This window comes from Chitinophaga sancti (assembly GCF_034424315.1).
In the GTDB taxonomy this organism is placed as follows: Bacteria; Bacteroidota; Bacteroidia; order Chitinophagales; family Chitinophagaceae; genus Chitinophaga; species Chitinophaga sancti.
The window spans coordinates 7069128-7088753 of record NZ_CP139972.1; the positions used below are offsets into that span (position 1 = coordinate 7069128).

A 19626-nucleotide genomic window follows, 5' to 3' on the forward strand; every position below is an offset into this window, starting at 1 on the left:
CGAAAATTACCCAAAAATCAGACCGCCATAAAAGCAAAACGCTCCTGCCCGGGGCAGAAGCGTTTTAAAGAATTATTTAACAGCTTCCCTGATCCTCACCAGGTCTTCCAGCAGTTTTTCCAGCAGATCCAGGTGTAACATATTCGCACCGTCAGATTTAGCACATTTCGGATCCGGATGTGTTTCGATGAACAGGCCATCTGCTCCGGTTGCAATAGCAGCTTTCGCAATGGTGCTGATCAGTTTTGGATTACCACCTGTTACACCACTGGTCTGGTTAGGCTGTTGCAATGAGTGTGTGCAATCCATGATCACAGGTACACCATGCTCCTTCATAATAGGAATATTTCTATAGTCTACTACCAGGTCCTGGTAACCAAAGGTAGTACCACGTTCAGTCAGCATCACTTTATCATTACCTGCTTGTTTTACCTTTTCTACAGCAAACTTCATCGCTTCTCCACTTACAAACTGGCCTTTCTTTACATTCACTACTTTACCTGTTTCTGCAGCCGCAATCAGGATGTCTGTCTGACGGCATAAGAACGCCGGGATCTGCAATATATCTGCATAGGCAGCAGCCATTGCAGCTTCTGCAGCGGAGTGAATATCTGTGGTCACAGGCAGGTTAAAGGTATGACCTACTTTCTGCAACAGATCCAATCCTTCTACGTCACCAATACCACTGAATGAATTGATACTGGTACGGTTTGCCTTACGATAAGAGGCTTTGAAAATATAAGGTATCTGTAAACGCTCACAAATGCGGGATACTTTTTCGGCAACATGCATCAGCAGTGCTTCATCTTCCACCACACATGGGCCGGCTATCAGGAAGAAATTCTCTGGATTATATCTTTCTTTAAAAAGAGCTTTCAAATGTGAAACAGACATGATTTTTGTATTTGAGAATGCAAAGGTAGGTTATTCTAAGGGATTACGCTGATAAGGAGGGAAGGGCCTGTGGCCCGGCAGCAAAAATGAAACTGGTAGCGCTTATTGTCATAAATTTGTAAGCCAATAAATAAATGACCTTGCTGGGCCTATATATGCTTTTAGCTACCTTCACGAATTGTTACCGCATTGTCATGCGATTTAGAAACATGAACGTAATATTTGCAGAACCCAGTAATATTACGTTCTGAAAATTAATCACGAGTTAGCATGAAGAAAGACAAAATCCTGGTAATTGGTGCCTGTGGGCAGATCGGTGTTGAATTGACACTGGCACTTAGGAAAATGTATGGCGATGCAAATGTTATTGCCTCTGACCTTCGGGAAGAACATGAATTACTAAAAGGTTCCGGACCCTATGTCTCTCTGGATGTGATGAATAAGGAAATGCTGCATGTGCTGGTGATTCGTCACAACATTACCCAGATTTACCTGCTGGCTGCGATCCTCTCTGCTACCGGCGAAAAGAACCCACTGCTTGCATGGCACATTAACATGGCCAGCCTGCTGAATGTACTGGACATTGCAAAAGAAGAAGGTATTGACAAGGTGTACTGGCCTAGCTCTATTGCCGTATTCGGTCCTGATTCACCTAAAGAAAGCACTCCTCAGCACACCATCATCGAGCCTACTACCATTTATGGTATCAGTAAGTTTGCCGGTGAACGCTGGTGTGAGTACTACCATAACCGTTATGGCGTAGATGTACGCAGTTTGCGCTATCCGGGCCTCATAAGCTACAAGTCTGCACCGGGTGGTGGTACTACTGATTATGCAATTGAGATCTTCCATGAAGCACTGGAAGAAAAGAAATATACCTGCTTCCTGTCAGAAGGCACTTACCTGCCTATGATGTATATGCCGGATGCGATCCGTGCTACCATTGAACTGATGGAAAGTGATAAGGGAAAGATCAAGGTGCGTTCTTCATACAATTTAGGGGCGATGAGTTTTTCTCCGAAAGAAATTGCTGCGGAAATAAAGAAACATATTCCTGAGTTTACCATTGATTACGCACCTGATTACAGGCAGGCAATTGCGAATGGATGGCCACAGAGTATGGATGATGAAAATGCGAGAAATGACTGGGGTTGGAAGCCGGAATATTACCTGGAGAAGATGACGGCAGATATGTTGAAGAACCTGAAAGAAACTGTAAAAAAGTAAGAGATTTGCTGGCAAGCACGCTACACCAGAATAATCAAAAAAGTCCTGCCATAGGGCAGGACTTTTTAATTTTAGCAAAAAAGCCCCGGTTCTAACGGAACCGGGGCTTTTTTGCTAAAATTAAATTCAGTTATACTACGAACCCAACTGCCACAGTTGAGTTACTAAACTCATCGATCAGTATAAAAGCACCATTTGCAGGATTCACGCTATACGCATCTGCAAAGATCGGAGCAGCGGTCCTGATCGCGATCTTACCAATATCATTCAATCCCATCTCTTTCCTATCTTCTACCAGTTTATTGGAAGTTACATCTACGACCTCCAGTAGCTGCTGTACTTTTGCCTTTACACGGTTAATACCATGTTGCAGCAGGTAAGTCTTACCAGGTACCAGTTTTTGCTGATCCATCCAGCAGATGTTTGCCGTAATATCTTTCAGCAGGGCAGGGGCATTATCCACCTTTGCCAGCATGCTGCCGCGGCTTGTATCGATCTCTGTTTCCAGTGTGATCACCACGCTCTCACGAGCCTGTGCTATGTCCAGTTGTTTTTCAAACTGCTCAATAGATTTGATCTTGCTGGTTTGCTGGGAGGGCAGGGAGATAATCTCATCACCTACGTTGAACTGACCACTCGCTACTTTGCCTGCAAAACCACGGAAATCGTGGAAAGCCTCTGTTCTTGGACGGATCACAGACTGTACAGGGAAGCGGGCCGGGTGGCTGCTGTCTGCATGGTCAAAGGAGATCTGTTCCAGGTAATCCAGCAGGGAATCACCCTGGTACCAGCTGATCTTTTCAGACTTACCGGCTACATTCTCACCATAGAGGGAAGAAATAGGAATGAACTTGATGGATGGTGCTTTATAGCTGGCGCTGGCTACGAGGGCCTGGAAATCTTCAACGATCTGGTTGAAACGGGCTTCGCTGTATTCAACCAGGTCCATTTTATTCACACATACTACCAGGTAAGGAATGCGCAGCAGGCTGGCAATAAAGAAGTGCCTGTAAGTCTGCTCCACAATACCTTTGCGCGCATCGATCAGGATCAGGGATACCTGTGCATTGGAGGCACCGGTGACCATGTTCCTGGTATATTCGACGTGACCGGGAGTATCAGCAATAATATATTTACGGTTAGGTGTAGAGAAGTAAATATGTGCCACATCGATCGTGATACCCTGCTCTCTTTCTGCTACCAGGCCATCAGTGAGCAGAGACAGGTCAGTAAAGTCCAGGCCTTTGCGTTTGCTGGCTGCATGCAGCGCTTCCATTTTATCCTGTGGGATAGAGTTTGTATCATACAGCAGTCTACCTATCAAAGTGCTTTTACCGTCATCCACACTGCCGGATGTAGTTATACGTAAAACCTCCATTTATTGAAATTTCAGAATGTTAAAGTAATTGTTTAGAAATAACCTGCCTGCTTACGTTTTTCCATAGCAGCTTCCGAGCGTTTATCATCGATACGGGCGCCTCTTTCGGAGATCTTGGCCTCCAGTATTTCGGAGATGATATCTTCCAGTTTGTCAGCCTCGGAAATCACAGCAGCGGTACATGTCATATCGCCTACGGTACGGAAACGTACTTTTTGGCGGAACGGTACTTCTTCATCTGTGGTATTCAGGAATGGAGAAGCTGGCCAGTACATCCCATCCCTTTCTATAATGTCTCTTTCGTGGGAGAAATAGATAGAGGGGATTTCCAGTTTTTCTCTGCGTATATAGTTCCATACATCCAGCTCTGTCCAGTTGGAGATTGGGAATACACGAACGTTCTCACCGATGTTAATTTTACCATTCAGCATGTCGAACAGTTCAGGACGTTGCATTTTAGCGTTCCATTGTCCGAATTCATCTCTTACGGAGAAGATCCTTTCTTTGGCACGGGCTTTTTCTTCGTCACGGCGGGCACCTCCTATACAAGCATCATACTTCATCTCTTCGATGGCATCCAGCAGGGTTACTGTTTGCAGTGCATTGCGGCTGGCATATTTTCCGGTTTCTTCCTGTACTTTTCCCTGGTTGATGCTATCCTGTACATTTCTTACTACCAGTTCCAGGCCTAAGCTTTCAACAAGCCAGTCACGGAATTGGATCGTTTCAGGGAAGTTATGCCCTGTATCGATATGTAATAATGGAAAAGGACACTTACCTGGGTAAAAAGCCTTCTGAGCCAGTCTTACGATGGTGATAGAATCTTTACCACCTGAGAATAGGATGGCCGGCTTTTCAAACTGAGCAGCCGTTTCACGTAAAATATAGATGGCCTCATCTTCCAATGCCTGCGGAAACTCCCACTGTATTTTATTACTCATATATCTTGGTTTAACTGCCCATCGCGCGGAATGGGAACTTTTTGCCGTAAAGAAATTTTAACCGAAAAATACACGTAATCCTTTATCCGTGCAAGCCACATTCTTTCTTTGAGATTTCCCACCACCAGCGACCTGCACGTGGGTGTTCTCCTGGTTCAATGGCCCTGGTACAAGGGGCACAGCCAATGCTGATGAAACCCTGGTCATGGAGCTTATTATAAGGTACGTTGTTCGTTTTCAGGTAATCCAGCATCTGTTCAAATGTCCAGTTAATCAGGGGCTGATACTTGTACATCTGGCGGCTTTCGTCCCATTCAATGTCGTGGAGTGACTGGCGGTTTTCCGACTGTTCGGCGCGCAGCCCTGTGATCCAGACTTTCACCCCCTGCAATGCCCTGTTCAGCGGCACTACCTTGCGGATGTTACAGCATTCTTTGCGGTTTTCTACCGACTCATAAAAGCTGTTGGAGCCTTTTTCCTTGAGCAGTGATTCGACACTGGAGGTTTCAGGGAAATAGACTTCAAAATTTTGCTTGTAACGGGCGCGGGTCAGATCCATAAGATCATAGGTCTCCTGGAAGAGACGTCCCGTATCCAGTGTGAATACCCTTACAGGGATGTTGTGGCGCCAGATCATGTCGGCAATGACCTGATCTTCTTGTCCGAAGGAGGTGGAAAATGCCACGGCTCCCGGAAATTCTGCTGCCAGCCAGGCCATTGCTGCAGGTGCGTCAAGGCCTTCGATTGCTTGTCTGATGTCTTTCATCGTAATAATAAAACTTCCTTAGCTTCTTACAGATTCAACAAAATTACATAAACTCTATAAAAAAGATAGACTTATTTTGATAAACTATCCTTAAAAAAAAATCCCGCTACTACATGTAGCGGGATTCAATTGATTATCAATTTCTTAAGTGGTAACCTGTCTGGTTAATATATCCTTTAACGTCTTATTTTCCAGGATCTTAAGGGAGGCATCCCTTACCTTACTCATCACCTCATTGAGCCCGCATACTGTTTCATCTTTGCAATTTTCGCATCGTTCGTAGTAGTTCAGGCTTACGCATGGCAACAGTGCGATTGCACCGTCCAGCAGGCGGATGATTTTAGCCAGGGCTATCTCCTTTGGCGGCTTCATCAGGTAATAGCCACCGCCTTTACCCTTTTTACTTCCCAGGATACCGGCGTTTTTCAACTCCAGCAGAATGTTTTCCAGGAACTTAATGGATATATTTTTTTCCTGTGCAATCTCGGATATCAGGATCGGTCCTTTATCCTGATTTTCTGCCAGGTGAATAAGTGCATGAAAAGCGTATTGTGTTTTTTTCGATAGCATACTTATACAAAGATAATCCCTTTTTTATTTACTATAGGCTTAACACATCTTTCATACTGAACACACCCTTTTTGCCCTGAATCCATTCAGCTGCTACAACGGCGCCGGACGCAAATCCTTCTCTGGAATGAGCGGTGTGCGTAATGGTGATGTCGTCGATAGGGGAGGTATAGTTGATGATATGTGTACCTGGTGCCGGATCTATTCTTTTGGAAATGATGGCGAGTTCTGTTGGGGCGGTTGTTTCATCATTCACCCAGTTTTGCTTCCTGGTCACTTTTTCCAGTACCTGTTCTGCCAGGGAGATGGCGGTACCACTTGGCGCATCGCGCTTTTGGGTATGATGGATCTCTTCCATCGTTACATTGTACTGTGACTGTGGCGCCATCAGTTCGGCCAGTCGCTTATTCAGTTCGAAGAAGATATTTACGCCAATGCTGAAATTGCTTGCATACAGGAATGCCTGATGTTTTTCCAGGCAAAGCGCTGTTACTTCCGGCATTTTTTCCAGCCATCCGGTGCTGCCGCATATTACAGGTACATTGGCTTCAAAGCACTTCAGGATATTATTGTAAGCAGTTTCTGGTCCGGTAAATTCAATAGCCACATTGGCGTTTTGCAGGATTTCCTTATTGAGGAGGTCCTGGTTGTCTTTATCAATACGAGCTACGATCTCATGTCCTTTTGCAACGGCAATGGCTTCTATGGCCTTGCCCATTTTCCCGTAACCAATTAACGCTATTTTCATCCTTTGTATGTTGATTGTATGTGTTTTACCATTTGGTAGGAGCGGCCATAGCCAGCGAACTCACCGACTTCTTTTTAGAACCGCCCAGGTTCACTTTGAGGCAAAAGCCCAGGGCCTGGTTGTTGATCACGGTAGGGGTGATCTTAAAACTCAGATCGTCGCTCATATCAAAGTTACGCAGGTGGGCAAATACTGTTGCATCTACGATATTGAGGCTATATGCCAGTACGAATACGAGTACGGAATAATCTACGTACTCCCTGTATCCGTCACGCAGGTACTTCAGGCCGGCATCACTGTACAGGCCTACGTATGCGTCTTTGGTATCCGCATTGCCATCCATACGTATACGGTAGGCATCGCGGTAGGTCCTGTATTTGTTCATGTTGAAGATATACGTACCGGTGGTGATACCCAGTGCCGCATAAATAAGTGGCAGTTTCCAGTATTCCCGGTTATAAATCTGGCCCAGACCTGGCAATACCGCCGAGTAGAGGGCTGCTTTACGTGGGCTATGAATGGGTGGTTGTACTATTGGACCTGCAGAGTCTTTCTTAACAACTCCTGCTGAATCCTTCGTTGTGATGAAAAGTCCGGCACTGTCTTTACGGTTATCCGGCTGTTGTTTTCTCAACCATTCTGCTTTGGTACTGTCCTGTGCATTTGCAGTAGTATGCAATAAGCATAATACCGGCGAAGCCAGGAAACAAATGCGTAATAAAAAATGAAGTATGTTTCCGGACTTTTTAGCCACCGTATAAGTCTATTTTTTCTAATATACTATCCAGTTCTTCGTCAGAGTAGAACTCGATCGTTACGCTTCCTTTACCGCTCTTGTTTCTATCCAGTTTCACTTTTGTAGAAAAGTGGCTGGCCAGGTTATCCTCTATTTTCTGATAAGGGGGAGGTAATGTGTTCTTAGCTGGTTTCTTTACATTTCCTTTATCGATATGGGAGGTTTTCCGCACCAGTTCTTCTGTCTGGCGTACGGAAAGGCCGTTTTGCATGATCTCGTTGAAGATGAAGAGTTGTTTTTCCACATTTTCAACAGCGATCAGTGCACGGGCATGACCCATACTGATTTGTCCGTTCCTGACAGCTACCTGAATATCTGGTGGCAGTTTAAGGAGGCGGATATAGTTGGTAACCGTACTTCTTTCTTTACCCATACGGTCGGCCACTTGTTCCTGGGTGAGCATCACCTCATCCATGAGGCGTTTGTAGCTCAAACCAATTTCAATGGCATTCAGATTTTCGCGCTGTAAGTTTTCCAGCAGTGCCAGTTCCAGCAGTTCCTGGTCGTTTACCTGGCGGATGTATGCAGGAATGTCTTTCAGACCTGCCATCCGGCTTGCGCGCAAACGGCGTTCACCTGCTATCAGCTGGTATTTTTTGGGCCCCAGTTTTGACACGGTAATCGGCTGGATTACATCGTGCAAAGAAATGGACATACTCAGTTCCTGCAAAGCCTTTTCATCGAAGTCCCGGCGCGGCTGCTTTGGATTGATGTCGATCTGGTCCAGCGGAATACGCTCGATACCAGTGGCCTGTGATACCACCTGCTCATTGAGCGCATTGGAGGTTAGCTTCAGGTCAGTATCAATGTTTGCCAGCAGCGAGCGGATACCTTTACCCAGCGCCTCTTTCTTATTAGGAGTACCCTTACTCTGATTGCTCATTGTCGATTGCTAGTATTTTATCTTCAAGGTTAATACGTGTGAAATTATTCTTTTGGAGTATTTCTTTGGCAAGGTTCAGGTAATTGATAGCCCCTGTACTTGCCGCGTCATACATGATTACGGATTTACCAAAACTAGGTGCTTCGCCCAGTTTGGTATTACGGTGAATAATTGTATTGAACACGCTTTCTTCAAAATGTTGTTTCACCTCGTCCACCACCTGGTTGCTCAGACGGAGGCGGCCATCATACATGGTCATGAGGATCCCCTCAATGGCCAGGTTTGTATTCAGGCGGCTCTGAACGATTTTTATGGTATTCAGTAACTTACCCAGACCCTCCAGTGCAAAGAACTCACACTGTACAGGAATAATCACAGAGTCTGATGCCACAAGTGCATTGACAGTGATCAGACCCAGGGAAGGGGAGCAGTCTACTATTACAAAGTCATATTCATCCCTTACAGCATCTATTACCTGCTTCATTACCTGTTCCCTGTTCGGGTGGTTAATGAGTTCCAGTTCAGCACCTACCAGATCAATATGGGAGGCGAGTACTTTCAGGTTCGGAGTATCCGATTCCAGGATCACGTCTTTGGCCTGGACATCGTTTACCATACAGTCATATAAACTCTGCTGTATGTTGCGGAGGTCAAAACCCAAGCCGGTGGTGCTATTTGCCTGTGGGTCGGCATCCACCAGCAGTGTTTTGTACTCCAGCACTGCCAGGCTGCTAGCCAGGTTAATAGCGCTGGTAGTCTTTCCTACCCCACCTTTTTGATTCGCGATTGCAATTACTCTTGCCATTGTTGATTAGGTATTTCTTAGGTTTACTATAGGATAATAAAAAGGCCATGGCTAATGGTCAATAGTCATTTCCCATGGTTGTAATATATTCTTATTCTTATAAATCGATAGTAGTTCCTATTGCGGGTAAAAGCAATTCCAAACCTGCCTGGGTAAACTGTTGTTTCGTTTTCTCCTGATCTATCTTAATATATCCGAATGTATCGTAGTGAATTCCAACAATCCTTTTACAATCAATAAATTCCGCAGCGATAATCGCATCTGCTGCTCCCATTGTGAAGTTATCCCCAAGTGGCAACACCGCAAAATCTAATTTCGCCCAGCGGGGAATCAGCTGCATATCCATGGTCAAACCGGTATCACCTGAAAAATAGAAATTACCAGCTGTGGTTGTGAACACATATCCTACCGGGGTACCACCATAAGATCCGTCAGGCATAGAACTGGTATGGGTAGCTACTACACATTTTACAGTACCGAAGTCAAAGTTCCATTTTCCGCCAATGTTCATCGGGTGACCTTTCTCTACGCCCTGCTTTTTCGCCCAGCCCAGTACTTCAGGTACTGCAACGACGGTTGCCTGGGTACGCTTTGCCAGAGGAACAAGGTCTGCAATGTGGTCCTCATGACCATGTGACATAAAGATATAATCAGCTTCCAGCTTATTGACATCGATAGCCTTCGCTAACTCGTTGTACGTGATAAATGGATCAAAAACAATCTTTTTGCCCTTAATCTCGACTGCAAAACAGGAATGACCGTAAAATGTAAGCTTCATATCTTTCTAGAGTGTCTTTATGCTTTAACAATCAATAAATTAGAATACACCAGTCCGCAAATTCAATGCCACTGTACTATTCATCAACCGTTATGCCTTCATTATTAACTATTAGTGACCCAGGTTCAACAAAAGTACAACGATTAAAGAAAATTCAGTGGAGGGGGTATATTTATTTATTCACAGGATAGCTCCCTTTTGGTGGTTAATTATTTATAAATCAATATTTTAACCCAAATTGTTAAATGAAATAGAAAAAAATGAATGTTCCATGCAATATGTTCCACGCTCATTCGTCTGGTGTTTTTTAGCAAGGGTCGCACTATTTTTGTACAGTAAATCATTAGCGGAAAAAAGTTAAGCAGATGCGCACGGGATTAAACACATTTTTATTAGCTGGGCTACTATTCTTATTGGATTTATATGTATTTATGGCCGTGAGGGCCGTATTTTATGGTGCGGCAGCCCGTATCAGGACGATCGCATTCAGCACCTACTGGGTCATTTCAGCCCTGGTGATACTCCTGGTATTGCTCATGCCCTACATCCACTGGCAGGACTGGTCCAAACATCTCAGGGGCTATGTGCTCACCATCATTTTTGCAGTTGTAGTGGCAAAACTGCTGGTAGCTATCTTCTTATTATTAGACGACTTCCGGAGAGGTATTACCTGGATCGTTCAGCGCTTTAGCACCCCTCAGTCCACTGAAATGACTGTGAGAGGCATTTCCCGCTCCCGTTTCCTCACACAGCTGGCACTGATTACGGGAGGAGGCATGTTTGCCACCTTTATATATGGTCTTTCCAATAAGTATAATTATAAGGTGAGGAAGATGAAGCTTGCCTTCAAAAATATGCCACCCGCTTTCAAAGGCCTGAAAATATTGCAACTCTCTGATATCCATTCCGGTAGCTTCGATAATTATGATGCCGTACGCAAAGGGGTGGAATTAATCAATTCACAAAAAGCTGATATCGTGCTCTTTACCGGCGACCTGGTGAATGAACTGGCCGAAGAAATGGATCAGTACAAATCCCTTTTCAGCCAGATCAAAGCTCCTATGGGTGTTTACGCTACATTGGGAAACCACGATTACGGCGATTACCATGCATGGCCTGACAAAGATGCCAGCGGCTTCAGTCACCTGCGCATGCAAAACCTCGAGGCCCTGAAACAGGTACATGCCGATATGGGCTGGCGACTAATGATGAATGAACATGTGGTACTGGAAAGGGAAGGACAGCAAATAGGCCTGCTGGGAATTGAAAACTGGAGCGCCATGGACCGTTTTCCCAAATACGGAGACATGAAGAAAGCATATGAAGGCACTGAAAATCTCCCTTTCAAAATATTAATGTCTCACGACCCCACCCATTGGGATGCACAGGTGAGAACAGAATACCCGGATATTGATCTGATGCTGGCAGGACATACTCATGGCGCGCAATTCGGCGTCGAAATTCCCGGATTCAAATGGAGTCCTTCCGGTTTCGTCTTTAAAGAGTGGGCCGGCTTGTATACAGAAGGAAAACAAAAACTGTATGTAAACCGTGGATTTGGCTTCCTTGGCTATCCTGGCAGGGTAGGGATCCTGCCCGAAATAACTATCATCGAGCTGGTGTAGACAGTAATGTTAATTTATTTCGCTTATCTTGCAGCTAGTTAAACGCTTCGTGCATGCGCCGCTGCTTTTGTATTTTCATATTTCTGTTTTGTAGTCAGGCTGTATGGAGCCAGTCCCTTGCCGAACTGGAAAAGCAACTTGACTCCTTGCTGAAAAAGCGGGAGAAAAGTGAATTGATAGTAGGGTTGGGATATGGAAATAATCCAGCCTACGGTAGTAAAGTGAACAATGGAGAAAGGCCTGTGGTGATGAAAACCTTCCTGTCTCCTACCTTAGGATATTATCATAAAAGTGGAATTTATGGTACCGTCAGTAATTATTACCTGTTCAACTCATTGGGTACACCATGGTTTGAATGGGATTTGTCTGTTGGGTACGATTATTCCAAGAGCAAGCATTTTATGACTGGTATCTCTTATACCAGGTATATCTTCGCTGATTCTGCCGACGTTCCGGCCACACCTATTAATAATGAACTATTTGCATACTTCTATTACCGCGACTGGTGGGTACAACCTGGTATCAGCCTGGATTTCGGTTGGGGAAGTTGCGAAGAAGGGGCCGGCCCTAAAGGTCCTAATGGTGAACCGGTAACTACCCGAAAGCTGTCTGGGAACGATTTCAACATCGTAGCAGCTGTGCGCCATCCATTCATTTTTGTGGATGTACTGAAGAGAGATGATGCCTTCCTGCTTACCCCGTCAGTGGGCCTTACCATGGGTACCGCCCGTTATTACAGCAACTTACGAGCATTTCAATATATCTCCCGTTCACCATGGATGAAGGGGAGGGAGCCGCATGAAGTATTTCACCCGGAAACGACCAGGAAGTCGAATACCGGATTTGAAATGCGGGCCCTGGATCTGACGGTAAGTGCATCCTATATCCTGGGTAAATTTACAATTGCACCATCCTATACCGTTTTCCAGCCTTTCCAGGGGCAGGACAAAAAACTGGTGAATTACTTCACCGCTCGTATAGCCTATACATTAAAAAAATAGTCTTCACGTATTCTTCACACATTCATTTAATAATTAATGTAGCATAAAATTTGCTCAAATCGCTATGTCGGCGTAGGGGTATTTTATGTTAGGGTCGTCTCCTATAATAGAAAACCCAATTATCCGTTTACTTTAAAACCTTGTTAAAAAAAACGCTATTATGAAAAAACTGTTTTTCGCCGCAGCAGTACTGTGTATGGCTGCATTCTCTTCTACAACTGTTAACGCCCAGTCTGGATTTTTACATTTTGGCCTGAAAGGCGGAGCTAACCTCGGAAAACTGGATGGTAAAGGCTACAAAGATGGTTTCAACCTGGGTTATCACCTGGGCGGTTTCGCACAAATAAACCTGACAAAAGGTTTTGGCGTGCAGGGTGAATTGATCTTCTCTTCTACCCAAACTAAAACAACCAGCGACTTTAGTCAAGTATACAATACTAATAACCTGAGCGATAACGGTAAAAAAATTAAACTGAACTACCTGAGCATCCCGATCCTGGCTAACTTCTCTTTAGGTAGCCCCCGGATCAAACTGCAGGTAGGTCCTCAGTTCAGCGCACTGGTTTCTGACAAGAACGTATTCAAAGCATCCAATGATGCCTTTAATGGTGGTGATGTTTCCGGCGTAGCAGGTCTGTGGATCCAGCTGCCAATCATAAACATCAGTGCCCGTTATATTGTGGGCTTCACCGATGTGAAGAAGATATCTGATATCTCCAATTCCGGTAACTGGAAGAACCAGGCAATTCAACTGGGTGTTGGTGTAACACTGTAATTTGCGTTGCTCAGGCAAATGCTTTTTTATAAAACTCGCTTTTATCGACAGGTAAAAGCGAGTTTTTATTTTAAACTTAATTAAAACGGTATTACGTATATTAATAATAGAATACTCGTTTCTTTTTCGTGGCATTAAACTTGACAATATACCTATGCTTAGAAAAAAGGCGAAAAGAATAGCTGCAAGCTGACAAATTGGCTTTTCTTTTTTGAATTAAATTACCGAGATGAATAGATTTTACTTAACGAATTCGGAAGAGGAAATGGAATTCATGCCAATTATCCCGCTGAATGAAGATGGGGAAGGGCAGGAAGAGGATAATATACCCGATGAGCTGGCACTCTTACCTTTAAGAAATACGGTACTTTTCCCTGGTGTGGTATTACCCATCACGGTTGGCAGAGATAAATCCATTAAGGCTGTAAACGATGCTTATCGTGGCGATAAGCTGATTGGCGTAGTCGCTCAGAAAGACAGTACGGTGGAAGATCCTATCATTGCCGATCTGGCAGAGGTAGGTACGGTAGCACGTATCGTAAAACTGATCAAAATGCCTGATGGTGGTACTACCATTATCATTCAGGGGCGTAAAAGATTTCAGATCAACGAGATCGTTGCTGAAGATCCATACTTCAAGGCACGTATTGATATATTACAGGACGAAATTGTAACAGACGATCCTGAGTTCGACGCATACATCTCCACCATCAAAGATCTGGCAGGACAAATTATTCAGTTGTCTCCAAATCTACCATCAGAAGCGAGTATCATTCTCAAGAATATTGAAAATGAATCCTTCCTGGTGCACTTCGTTTCTTCCAATCTGAATTGTGACCTGAAAGAAAAACAGCAACTGCTGGAAATCAATAACCTGCGTACCCGTGCTGAACTCCTGCTCAAACTATTGCAGGTAGAACTCCAGCTGGCAGAGCTGAAGAACAAGATCACCAACAAAACCAAGGCGGATCTTGACAAACAACAACGTGAATACTTCCTGCAGCAACAGCTCAAATCCATCAAGGAAGAACTGGGGGGCGACAGTAATGACCGTGAGGTAAAGGAGCTCCAGCGCAAAGCAGAGAAGAAAAAATGGACAGAAGCTGCCGGTGAACTATTCCGGAAAGGAATTGAGAAACTGGAGCGAATGCACCCCAGCACTCCTGATTACTCCGTGGTGTATAACCATTTGGACCTGATGCTGGACCTGCCCTGGCAGGATTATACCGAAGATAGTTACGACCTTAAAAAGGCGAAAAAGATATTGGACAATGACCATTATGGCATGGATAAGATCAAGGAGCGCATCCTGGAATACCTGGCCGTACTGAAGCTGAAAGGTGACATGAAGTCACCCATCCTCTGTTTCGTAGGCCCTCCGGGTATTGGTAAGACCTCCCTGGGGCGTTCCATTGCCAGTGCTATTGGCCGTAAATATGTGCGTCTCAGCCTGGGTGGGCTGCACGACGAGAGCGAGATCCGTGGTCACCGTAAAACCTATATCGGGGCAATGCCGGGCCGTATCCTGCAAAGTATCCGCAAGGTGAAAACCTCCAATCCGGTGATGATCCTGGACGAGATCGATAAGATTGGCAACGATCATCGGGGCGATCCAAGTTCCGCCATGCTGGAAGTACTGGATCCTGAGCAGAACGGCACTTTCTACGATAATTACCTGGAGCTGGAATATGACCTGAGCAAGGTGCTGTTCATCGCTACGGCCAATGATATCAATGCCATCAGTCCAGCGCTGCGCGACCGCCTGGAAATCATTGACCTGAGTGGTTACTCTATCGAGGAGAAAGTGGAAATCGCCAAGCGTCACCTGGTACCTAAGCAGAAAGAAGCCCATGGCCTCAAGCAGCTGAAAATGAGGATCAGCAACAGTGTGCTGGACAGGATTATCCAGGACTATACACGCGAAAGTGGTGTACGTGAACTGGACAGGCAAATGGCATCTATCATGCGCTCCCTGGCCAAGGATGTGGCACTCGAAGAAGCAGTGCCAGACAGCCTGACCGAAGAACATGTAGAAGAAATACTTGGCAAGGCCCGCTATTCCAACGAAATCTACAAGGTAGGTAATCCTCCTGGTGTAGCCGTAGGGCTGGCGTGGACATATGTAGGTGGAGATATTCTCTTCATCGAAAGCAGCCTCAGTGAGGGTAAGGGCGATCTGCAAATGACAGGTAACCTGGGTAATGTGATGAAGGAATCTGCCAGCACAGCGCTGAGCTATCTGCAGGCAAATGCACACCAGTTCAACATCCATTCAAAGTTGTTCAGGGAAAAGAATGTACACATTCACGTACCTGAAGGTGCTGTTCCAAAAGATGGTCCAAGTGCAGGTATCACAATGCTCACGGCCTTAACTTCTGCATTCACAGGCAGAAAGGTGAAATCCTACCTGGCAATGACAGGCGAAATCACCCTCAGGGGCCAGGTATTGCCGGTGGGTGGTATCAAAGAAAAGATATTGGCTGCCAAAAGGGCGGGGATTAAAGAAATCATCCTTTGTTGGCAGAATGAGAAAGATATCAAGGAAATTAATCCCGATTATATCAAAGGGGTGAAGTTCCATTTTGTAAAAGAAATGAACCAAGTGATCGATATAGCGTTATTAAAGAAGTAACAAGTCTATACCGGCCCTTTTCACAGTTGGAACTGGTACTAGATATATGTTGATTGTTTTAAGGGTTTTAAAGTAAGGCCATCCTGCTCCCCGGCAGAATGGCCTTATTGTTTTTGTATATTTGTCAAAATGTACCGATTCATATTCCTATTCCTCCTATTTTCTCAATCCTCCATGGCTCAGGTACTGGGAGGAAAAGCCACCTTTGCATTCCTGGATCTTCCCGTTTCTCCGGCACAGACATCACTCGGCAGTATCAACGTTAGCCAGTTGGGAAATGACATTGCGCTATGTAGCCTCAATCCGGCCCTGTTACGTCCGGATATGCATACCAATCTGCAACTTAACTATACCAGTTACTTTGCGGATGTGCTATATGCCCATGCGCTCTTCGGCCATTACGCAGAGAAATTACAAACCACTTTTGCAGGTGGTATTCAATATATTAACTACGGTTCCCTTATCCAGACGGATGCTACCGGCAGTATCCAGGGTTCTTTCCGGCCCCGGGATATGGCCATCCAGGTAAGCGCCTCCCGCCAATACCTGGAAAAGTGGCACTATGGCGCTACCTTACAGTTCGTACAATCCCGCTACCAGCAATACAATTCCACAGGTCTGGTACTACATTTCGGGTTGACTTACGAAGACACTACGCATCACTGGCAGGCTGGCCTCCTGGCAAAAAATATGGGCTTACAGCTCAGCACATATACGCCTGGCAACCAGGAACCCTTACCCTTTGATTTACAGGTGGGCATCTCAAAGCGACTGAACCAGCTGCCATTGCAGTTATCAGCCACCCTTCACCATATATATCAATACGATGTGCGTTATGCCGATCCCGGATTCCAGGAAAGCAGTTTAATCACGAATGGAGATACCGTTAAAACTGGTGGGCAGGCGGTAGATAAGATTTTCAGGCATTTTGTACTGGCTGCACATTGGGAAATAGGTCGTTATGTGACACTGACGGCAGGCTACAATCATTTGCGGAGACAGGAATTATCGGATCCACAATTAAAGGGCTTGAGTGGATTTTCGGCAGGGCTGGGAGTGGTGACGAGAAAGATCCAGCTCCGATATGCGAGGGCCTGGTATCAGCGCAGTGCTGCGCTGAACCAGTTCGGAATAAATTTGCCCCTGAAGGAATGGAGTTATTAAATAATTACTCAGTTACCTTCAGTTGTCGCTTATACAATTGAATAGTGTTCTCCAGGCCCAGGTACAGCGCATCACATACTAATGCGTGACCGATGGATACCTCTTTCAGCTGTGGAATATGCAGTTTGAAGAAGCGCAGGTTGTCCAGGTTCAGATCATGACCTGCATTGATATCCAACCCGATAGCCGTAGCAGCACGGGCGGTATTTTTATAATCATTCAGCAGCTGGAAATTCTGCTGTTGCGTCCTTGCATTGTTAAACTCCTCTGCATAAGGACCGGTATATAATTCAATCCTGTCAGCACCCGCAGTTTTAGCTGCTTCTACTTTTTCAGGTTCGGCATTCAGGAAGATAGAAACCCTGATGCCAGCGGCTTTGAAAGTGCCGATCACTTCTTTCAGGAATGACTGGTTGGCGATGGTATCCCATCCGGTATTAGACGTAATCGCATGGGGTGGATCTGGTACGAGCGTAACCTGTTCCGGTTTTACAGACAATACCAGGTCGATAAAGTCCTTAGAAGGATAGCCTTCGATATTAAACTCTGTAGTGACTAATGGCTTTAGGTCCAATACATCCTGGTAACGGATATGACGTTCATCTGGTCTGGGGTGAACAGTGATGCCATCGGCACCAAAACGTTCGCAATCCTGTGCAACTTTCAAAATATCCGGGAGATTCCCGCCCCTGGCATTGCGCAGGGTGGCAAACTTGTTAATATTTACGCTCAACTTTGTCATATAACAAATGTAATGGTAAAGCCACTAAAAACAAAAAGGGGCTACCACTGGCAGCCCCTTTTTTCTAGCACAATTGTGCCTGTTAGTATCTGTAATAGTCAGGTTTGTATGGACCTGCTGCAGGAATGTTCAGGTACTCAGACTGGGTCGGAGTCAGCACATCCAGTTCTACGCCGATTTTCTTCAGGTGCAGACGGGCAACTTTCTCATCCAGGTGCTTAGGCAGAACGTATACTTTGTTCTCATACTTGTCAGTATGCAGCCACAGTTCCAGCTGAGCCAGGGTCTGGTTAGTGAAGGAGTTACTCATTACGAAAGATGGGTGACCAGTAGCGCAACCCAGGTTTACCAGGCGGCCTTCAGCCAGCAGGATGATGTCTTTACCATCGATGGTGTATTTATCTACCTGAGGTTTGATCTCAACTTTCGTGTTACCATAGTTCTTGTTCAGCCATGCAACATCAATTTCGATATCAAAGTGACCGATGTTGGATACGATACACTTGTCTTTCATCAGCTTAAAGTGCTCGGCAGTGATGATGTCGCGGCAACCGGTAGTGGTTACGATGATATCAGCTTCTTTTACAGCATCCGTCATTTTCTTCACTTCGTAACCTTCCATCGCAGCCTGCAGTGCGCAGATCGGATCGATTTCAGTAACGATTACGCGGGCACCAGCGCCTCTCAGAGACTCCGCAGAACCCTTACCTACGTCACCGAAACCAGCTACAACAGCAACCTTACCGGCAATCATTACATCGGTAGCACGACGGATCGCATCTACGCAGGATTCACGGCAACCATACTTGTTGTCAAACTTGGATTTGGTAACAGAGTCATTGATATTGATAGCAGGAATAGGCAAAGTACCTTTCTGCATACGCTCGTATAAACGGTGTACACCAGTAGTCGTCTCTTCACTCAGACCTTTTACGTGCTGGATCAGTTCAGTATACTTGTCAAATACCATGTTTGTCAGGTCACCACCATCATCCAGGATCATGTTCAACGGACGATCAGCACCACCAAAGAACAGGGTCTGTTCAATACACCAGTCAAATTCCTGTTCGTTCAGACCTTTCCAGGCAAATACAGGTACACCTGCAGCAGCAACAGCGGCAGCGGCATGATCCTGTGTAGAAAAGATATTGCAGGAGCTCCAGCGTACTTCCGCACCCAGGTGTACCAGGGTTTCGATCAGTACGGCAGTCTGGATAGTCATATGTAAGCATCCAGCAATACGCGCACCTGCCAGTGGCTTGCTGTTACCATATTCTTCTCTCAGCGACATCAGACCTGGCATTTCAGCTTCCGCCAGCTCGATTTCTTTACGTCCCCACTCTGCCAGAGACATATCCTTTACTTTATAAGGAAGAGCAAAGTCAATGTTAGATTTAGCTATTGTAGACATTATTACTAGTTTTTTGCAAATCTAAATTTATTTTATGGGTAAAAACAATGCATTTGTTCTTTTTTTATTGTTAAAAACAGAACAAGCGTATTTTATAACCAGAATTGAAACCCACGGTAAAATACCATCACCAATACCTTAAAATAGTGGGATGTGGATAAATATGTGAATTCACAATAATTTGATCCTGAACCCACAAAGATAGTTATCCCCATTTCTGAAGCGAACATATTAACAATTAATATAAAATATTTTGTCTAAATATGGAATATTGAATATGTTTGTATTTCGATATATTAGGGTTATCTTATAGTACAGTGTGTTGTACAGTGAATGATTGTCAAAAGGCCTCTCGTGAATCAGCATCGTGTTCAATCCCTCACTACCTACAGTCCTGTTGCAGGTAACGGTTTCATTACCATGCCTTTTTGCATTTTTCGTGAAGGCTTTTAACCATTTCTCTAATGGTTGAAACATGGCTGATTAAAGA

At 45.0% G+C, this 19626-nt stretch carries 18 protein-coding genes; 6 read left to right on the top strand and 12 right to left on the bottom strand.

All coding sequences use genetic code 11. The features are described from left to right. Positions 1 to 72: 72 nt before the first annotated feature. Entirely contained in the window at positions 73 to 894 is an 822-nt protein-coding gene (gene kdsA / locus U0033_RS27925; RefSeq protein WP_072359760.1) for a 3-deoxy-8-phosphooctulonate synthase, read from the bottom strand. 270 nt (positions 895 to 1164) lie between these two features. On the opposite strand from kdsA, the gene U0033_RS27930 reads away from it, so the two are divergent. After that, entirely contained in the window at positions 1165 to 2121 is a 957-nt protein-coding gene (locus U0033_RS27930; RefSeq protein ID WP_072359758.1) for an NAD-dependent epimerase/dehydratase family protein, read from the top strand. Between the two features lie 130 nt (positions 2122 to 2251). On the opposite strand, the gene U0033_RS27935 is transcribed toward U0033_RS27930, so the two are convergent. From U0033_RS27935 to U0033_RS27975, 9 genes are all read right to left on the bottom strand, one after another. Continuing rightward, positions 2252 to 3499: a sulfate adenylyltransferase subunit 1 gene (locus U0033_RS27935; protein WP_072359756.1), complete on the bottom strand. Its 1248-nt coding sequence runs from the start codon at positions 3497 to 3499 to the stop codon at positions 2252 to 2254. Between the two features lie 32 nt (positions 3500 to 3531). Continuing rightward, positions 3532 to 4440, bottom strand: a complete 909-nt coding sequence (gene cysD / locus U0033_RS27940; protein WP_072359754.1) for a sulfate adenylyltransferase subunit CysD — start codon at positions 4438 to 4440, stop codon at positions 3532 to 3534. Between the two features lie 82 nt (positions 4441 to 4522). Next, positions 4523 to 5206, bottom strand: coding sequence for a phosphoadenylyl-sulfate reductase (locus U0033_RS27945; protein ID WP_072359751.1), 684 nt, complete (start codon positions 5204 to 5206; stop codon positions 4523 to 4525). A 144-nt stretch (positions 5207 to 5350) separates the two neighbouring features. Continuing rightward, on the bottom strand, positions 5351 to 5776 hold the full coding sequence (locus U0033_RS27950; RefSeq protein ID WP_072359749.1) for an RrF2 family transcriptional regulator: 426 nt from the start codon (positions 5774 to 5776) through the stop codon (positions 5351 to 5353). Between the two features lie 31 nt (positions 5777 to 5807). Next, positions 5808 to 6524 carry a 4-hydroxy-tetrahydrodipicolinate reductase gene (dapB, locus tag U0033_RS27955; protein WP_072359747.1) on the bottom strand — a complete coding sequence of 239 codons (717 nt, stop codon included), beginning with the start codon at positions 6522 to 6524 and terminating at the stop codon, positions 5808 to 5810. Positions 6525 to 6549: 25 nt separating this feature from the next. Then, complete coding sequence (locus U0033_RS27960) at positions 6550 to 7278, bottom strand: DUF5683 domain-containing protein (RefSeq protein ID WP_143150698.1); 729 nt, start codon at positions 7276 to 7278, stop codon at positions 6550 to 6552. Next, positions 7271 to 8203 carry a ParB/RepB/Spo0J family partition protein gene (locus U0033_RS27965; protein ID WP_072359742.1) on the bottom strand — a complete coding sequence of 311 codons (933 nt, stop codon included), beginning with the start codon at positions 8201 to 8203 and terminating at the stop codon, positions 7271 to 7273. Before U0033_RS27965 ends, U0033_RS27960 begins: the two co-directional genes overlap by 8 nt. Beyond that, positions 8187 to 9008 carry a ParA family protein gene (locus U0033_RS27970; protein WP_072359741.1) on the bottom strand — a complete coding sequence of 274 codons (822 nt, stop codon included), beginning with the start codon at positions 9006 to 9008 and terminating at the stop codon, positions 8187 to 8189. The genes U0033_RS27965 and U0033_RS27970 overlap by 17 nt, the downstream gene beginning before the upstream one ends. Positions 9009 to 9105: 97 nt before the next feature. Continuing rightward, positions 9106 to 9786: a metal-dependent hydrolase gene (locus U0033_RS27975; RefSeq protein WP_072359739.1), complete on the bottom strand. Its 681-nt coding sequence runs from the start codon at positions 9784 to 9786 to the stop codon at positions 9106 to 9108. Positions 9787 to 10151: 365 nt separating this feature from the next. Here U0033_RS27975 and U0033_RS27980 point away from each other — a divergent pair, with 365 nt between their 5' ends. The 5 genes from U0033_RS27980 to porQ all read left to right on the top strand — a co-directional run bounded on the left by U0033_RS27980 (position 10152) and on the right by porQ (position 16983). After that, a complete protein-coding gene (locus U0033_RS27980) occupies positions 10152 to 11411 on the top strand; it encodes a metallophosphoesterase (protein ID WP_072359737.1) in 1260 nt (419 codons plus the stop codon). Positions 11412 to 11464: 53 nt separating this feature from the next. Continuing rightward, positions 11465 to 12412 carry a hypothetical protein gene (locus U0033_RS27985; RefSeq protein WP_072359735.1) on the top strand — a complete coding sequence of 316 codons (948 nt, stop codon included), beginning with the start codon at positions 11465 to 11467 and terminating at the stop codon, positions 12410 to 12412. A gap of 160 nt (positions 12413 to 12572) precedes the next feature. Then, on the top strand, positions 12573 to 13187 hold the full coding sequence (locus U0033_RS27990) for a porin family protein (RefSeq protein ID WP_072359733.1): 615 nt from the start codon (positions 12573 to 12575) through the stop codon (positions 13185 to 13187). Positions 13188 to 13416: 229 nt separating this feature from the next. Further along, positions 13417 to 15819 carry an endopeptidase La gene (gene lon / locus U0033_RS27995; protein WP_072359731.1) on the top strand — a complete coding sequence of 801 codons (2403 nt, stop codon included), beginning with the start codon at positions 13417 to 13419 and terminating at the stop codon, positions 15817 to 15819. Positions 15820 to 15993: 174 nt separating this feature from the next. Then, complete coding sequence (gene porQ / locus U0033_RS28000; protein WP_072359729.1) at positions 15994 to 16983, top strand: type IX secretion system protein PorQ; 990 nt, start codon at positions 15994 to 15996, stop codon at positions 16981 to 16983. Between the two features lie 4 nt (positions 16984 to 16987). Here the strand turns inward: porQ and U0033_RS28005 are convergent, their stop codons facing one another. After that, entirely contained in the window at positions 16988 to 17725 is a 738-nt protein-coding gene (locus U0033_RS28005) for a pyridoxine 5'-phosphate synthase (RefSeq protein WP_072359727.1), read from the bottom strand. 82 nt (positions 17726 to 17807) lie between these two features. After that, positions 17808 to 19136 (bottom strand): adenosylhomocysteinase, encoded by a 1329-nt coding sequence (gene ahcY, locus U0033_RS28010; protein ID WP_072359725.1) that lies wholly within the window; start codon positions 19134 to 19136, stop codon positions 17808 to 17810. Positions 19137 to 19626 lie beyond the last annotated feature (490 nt).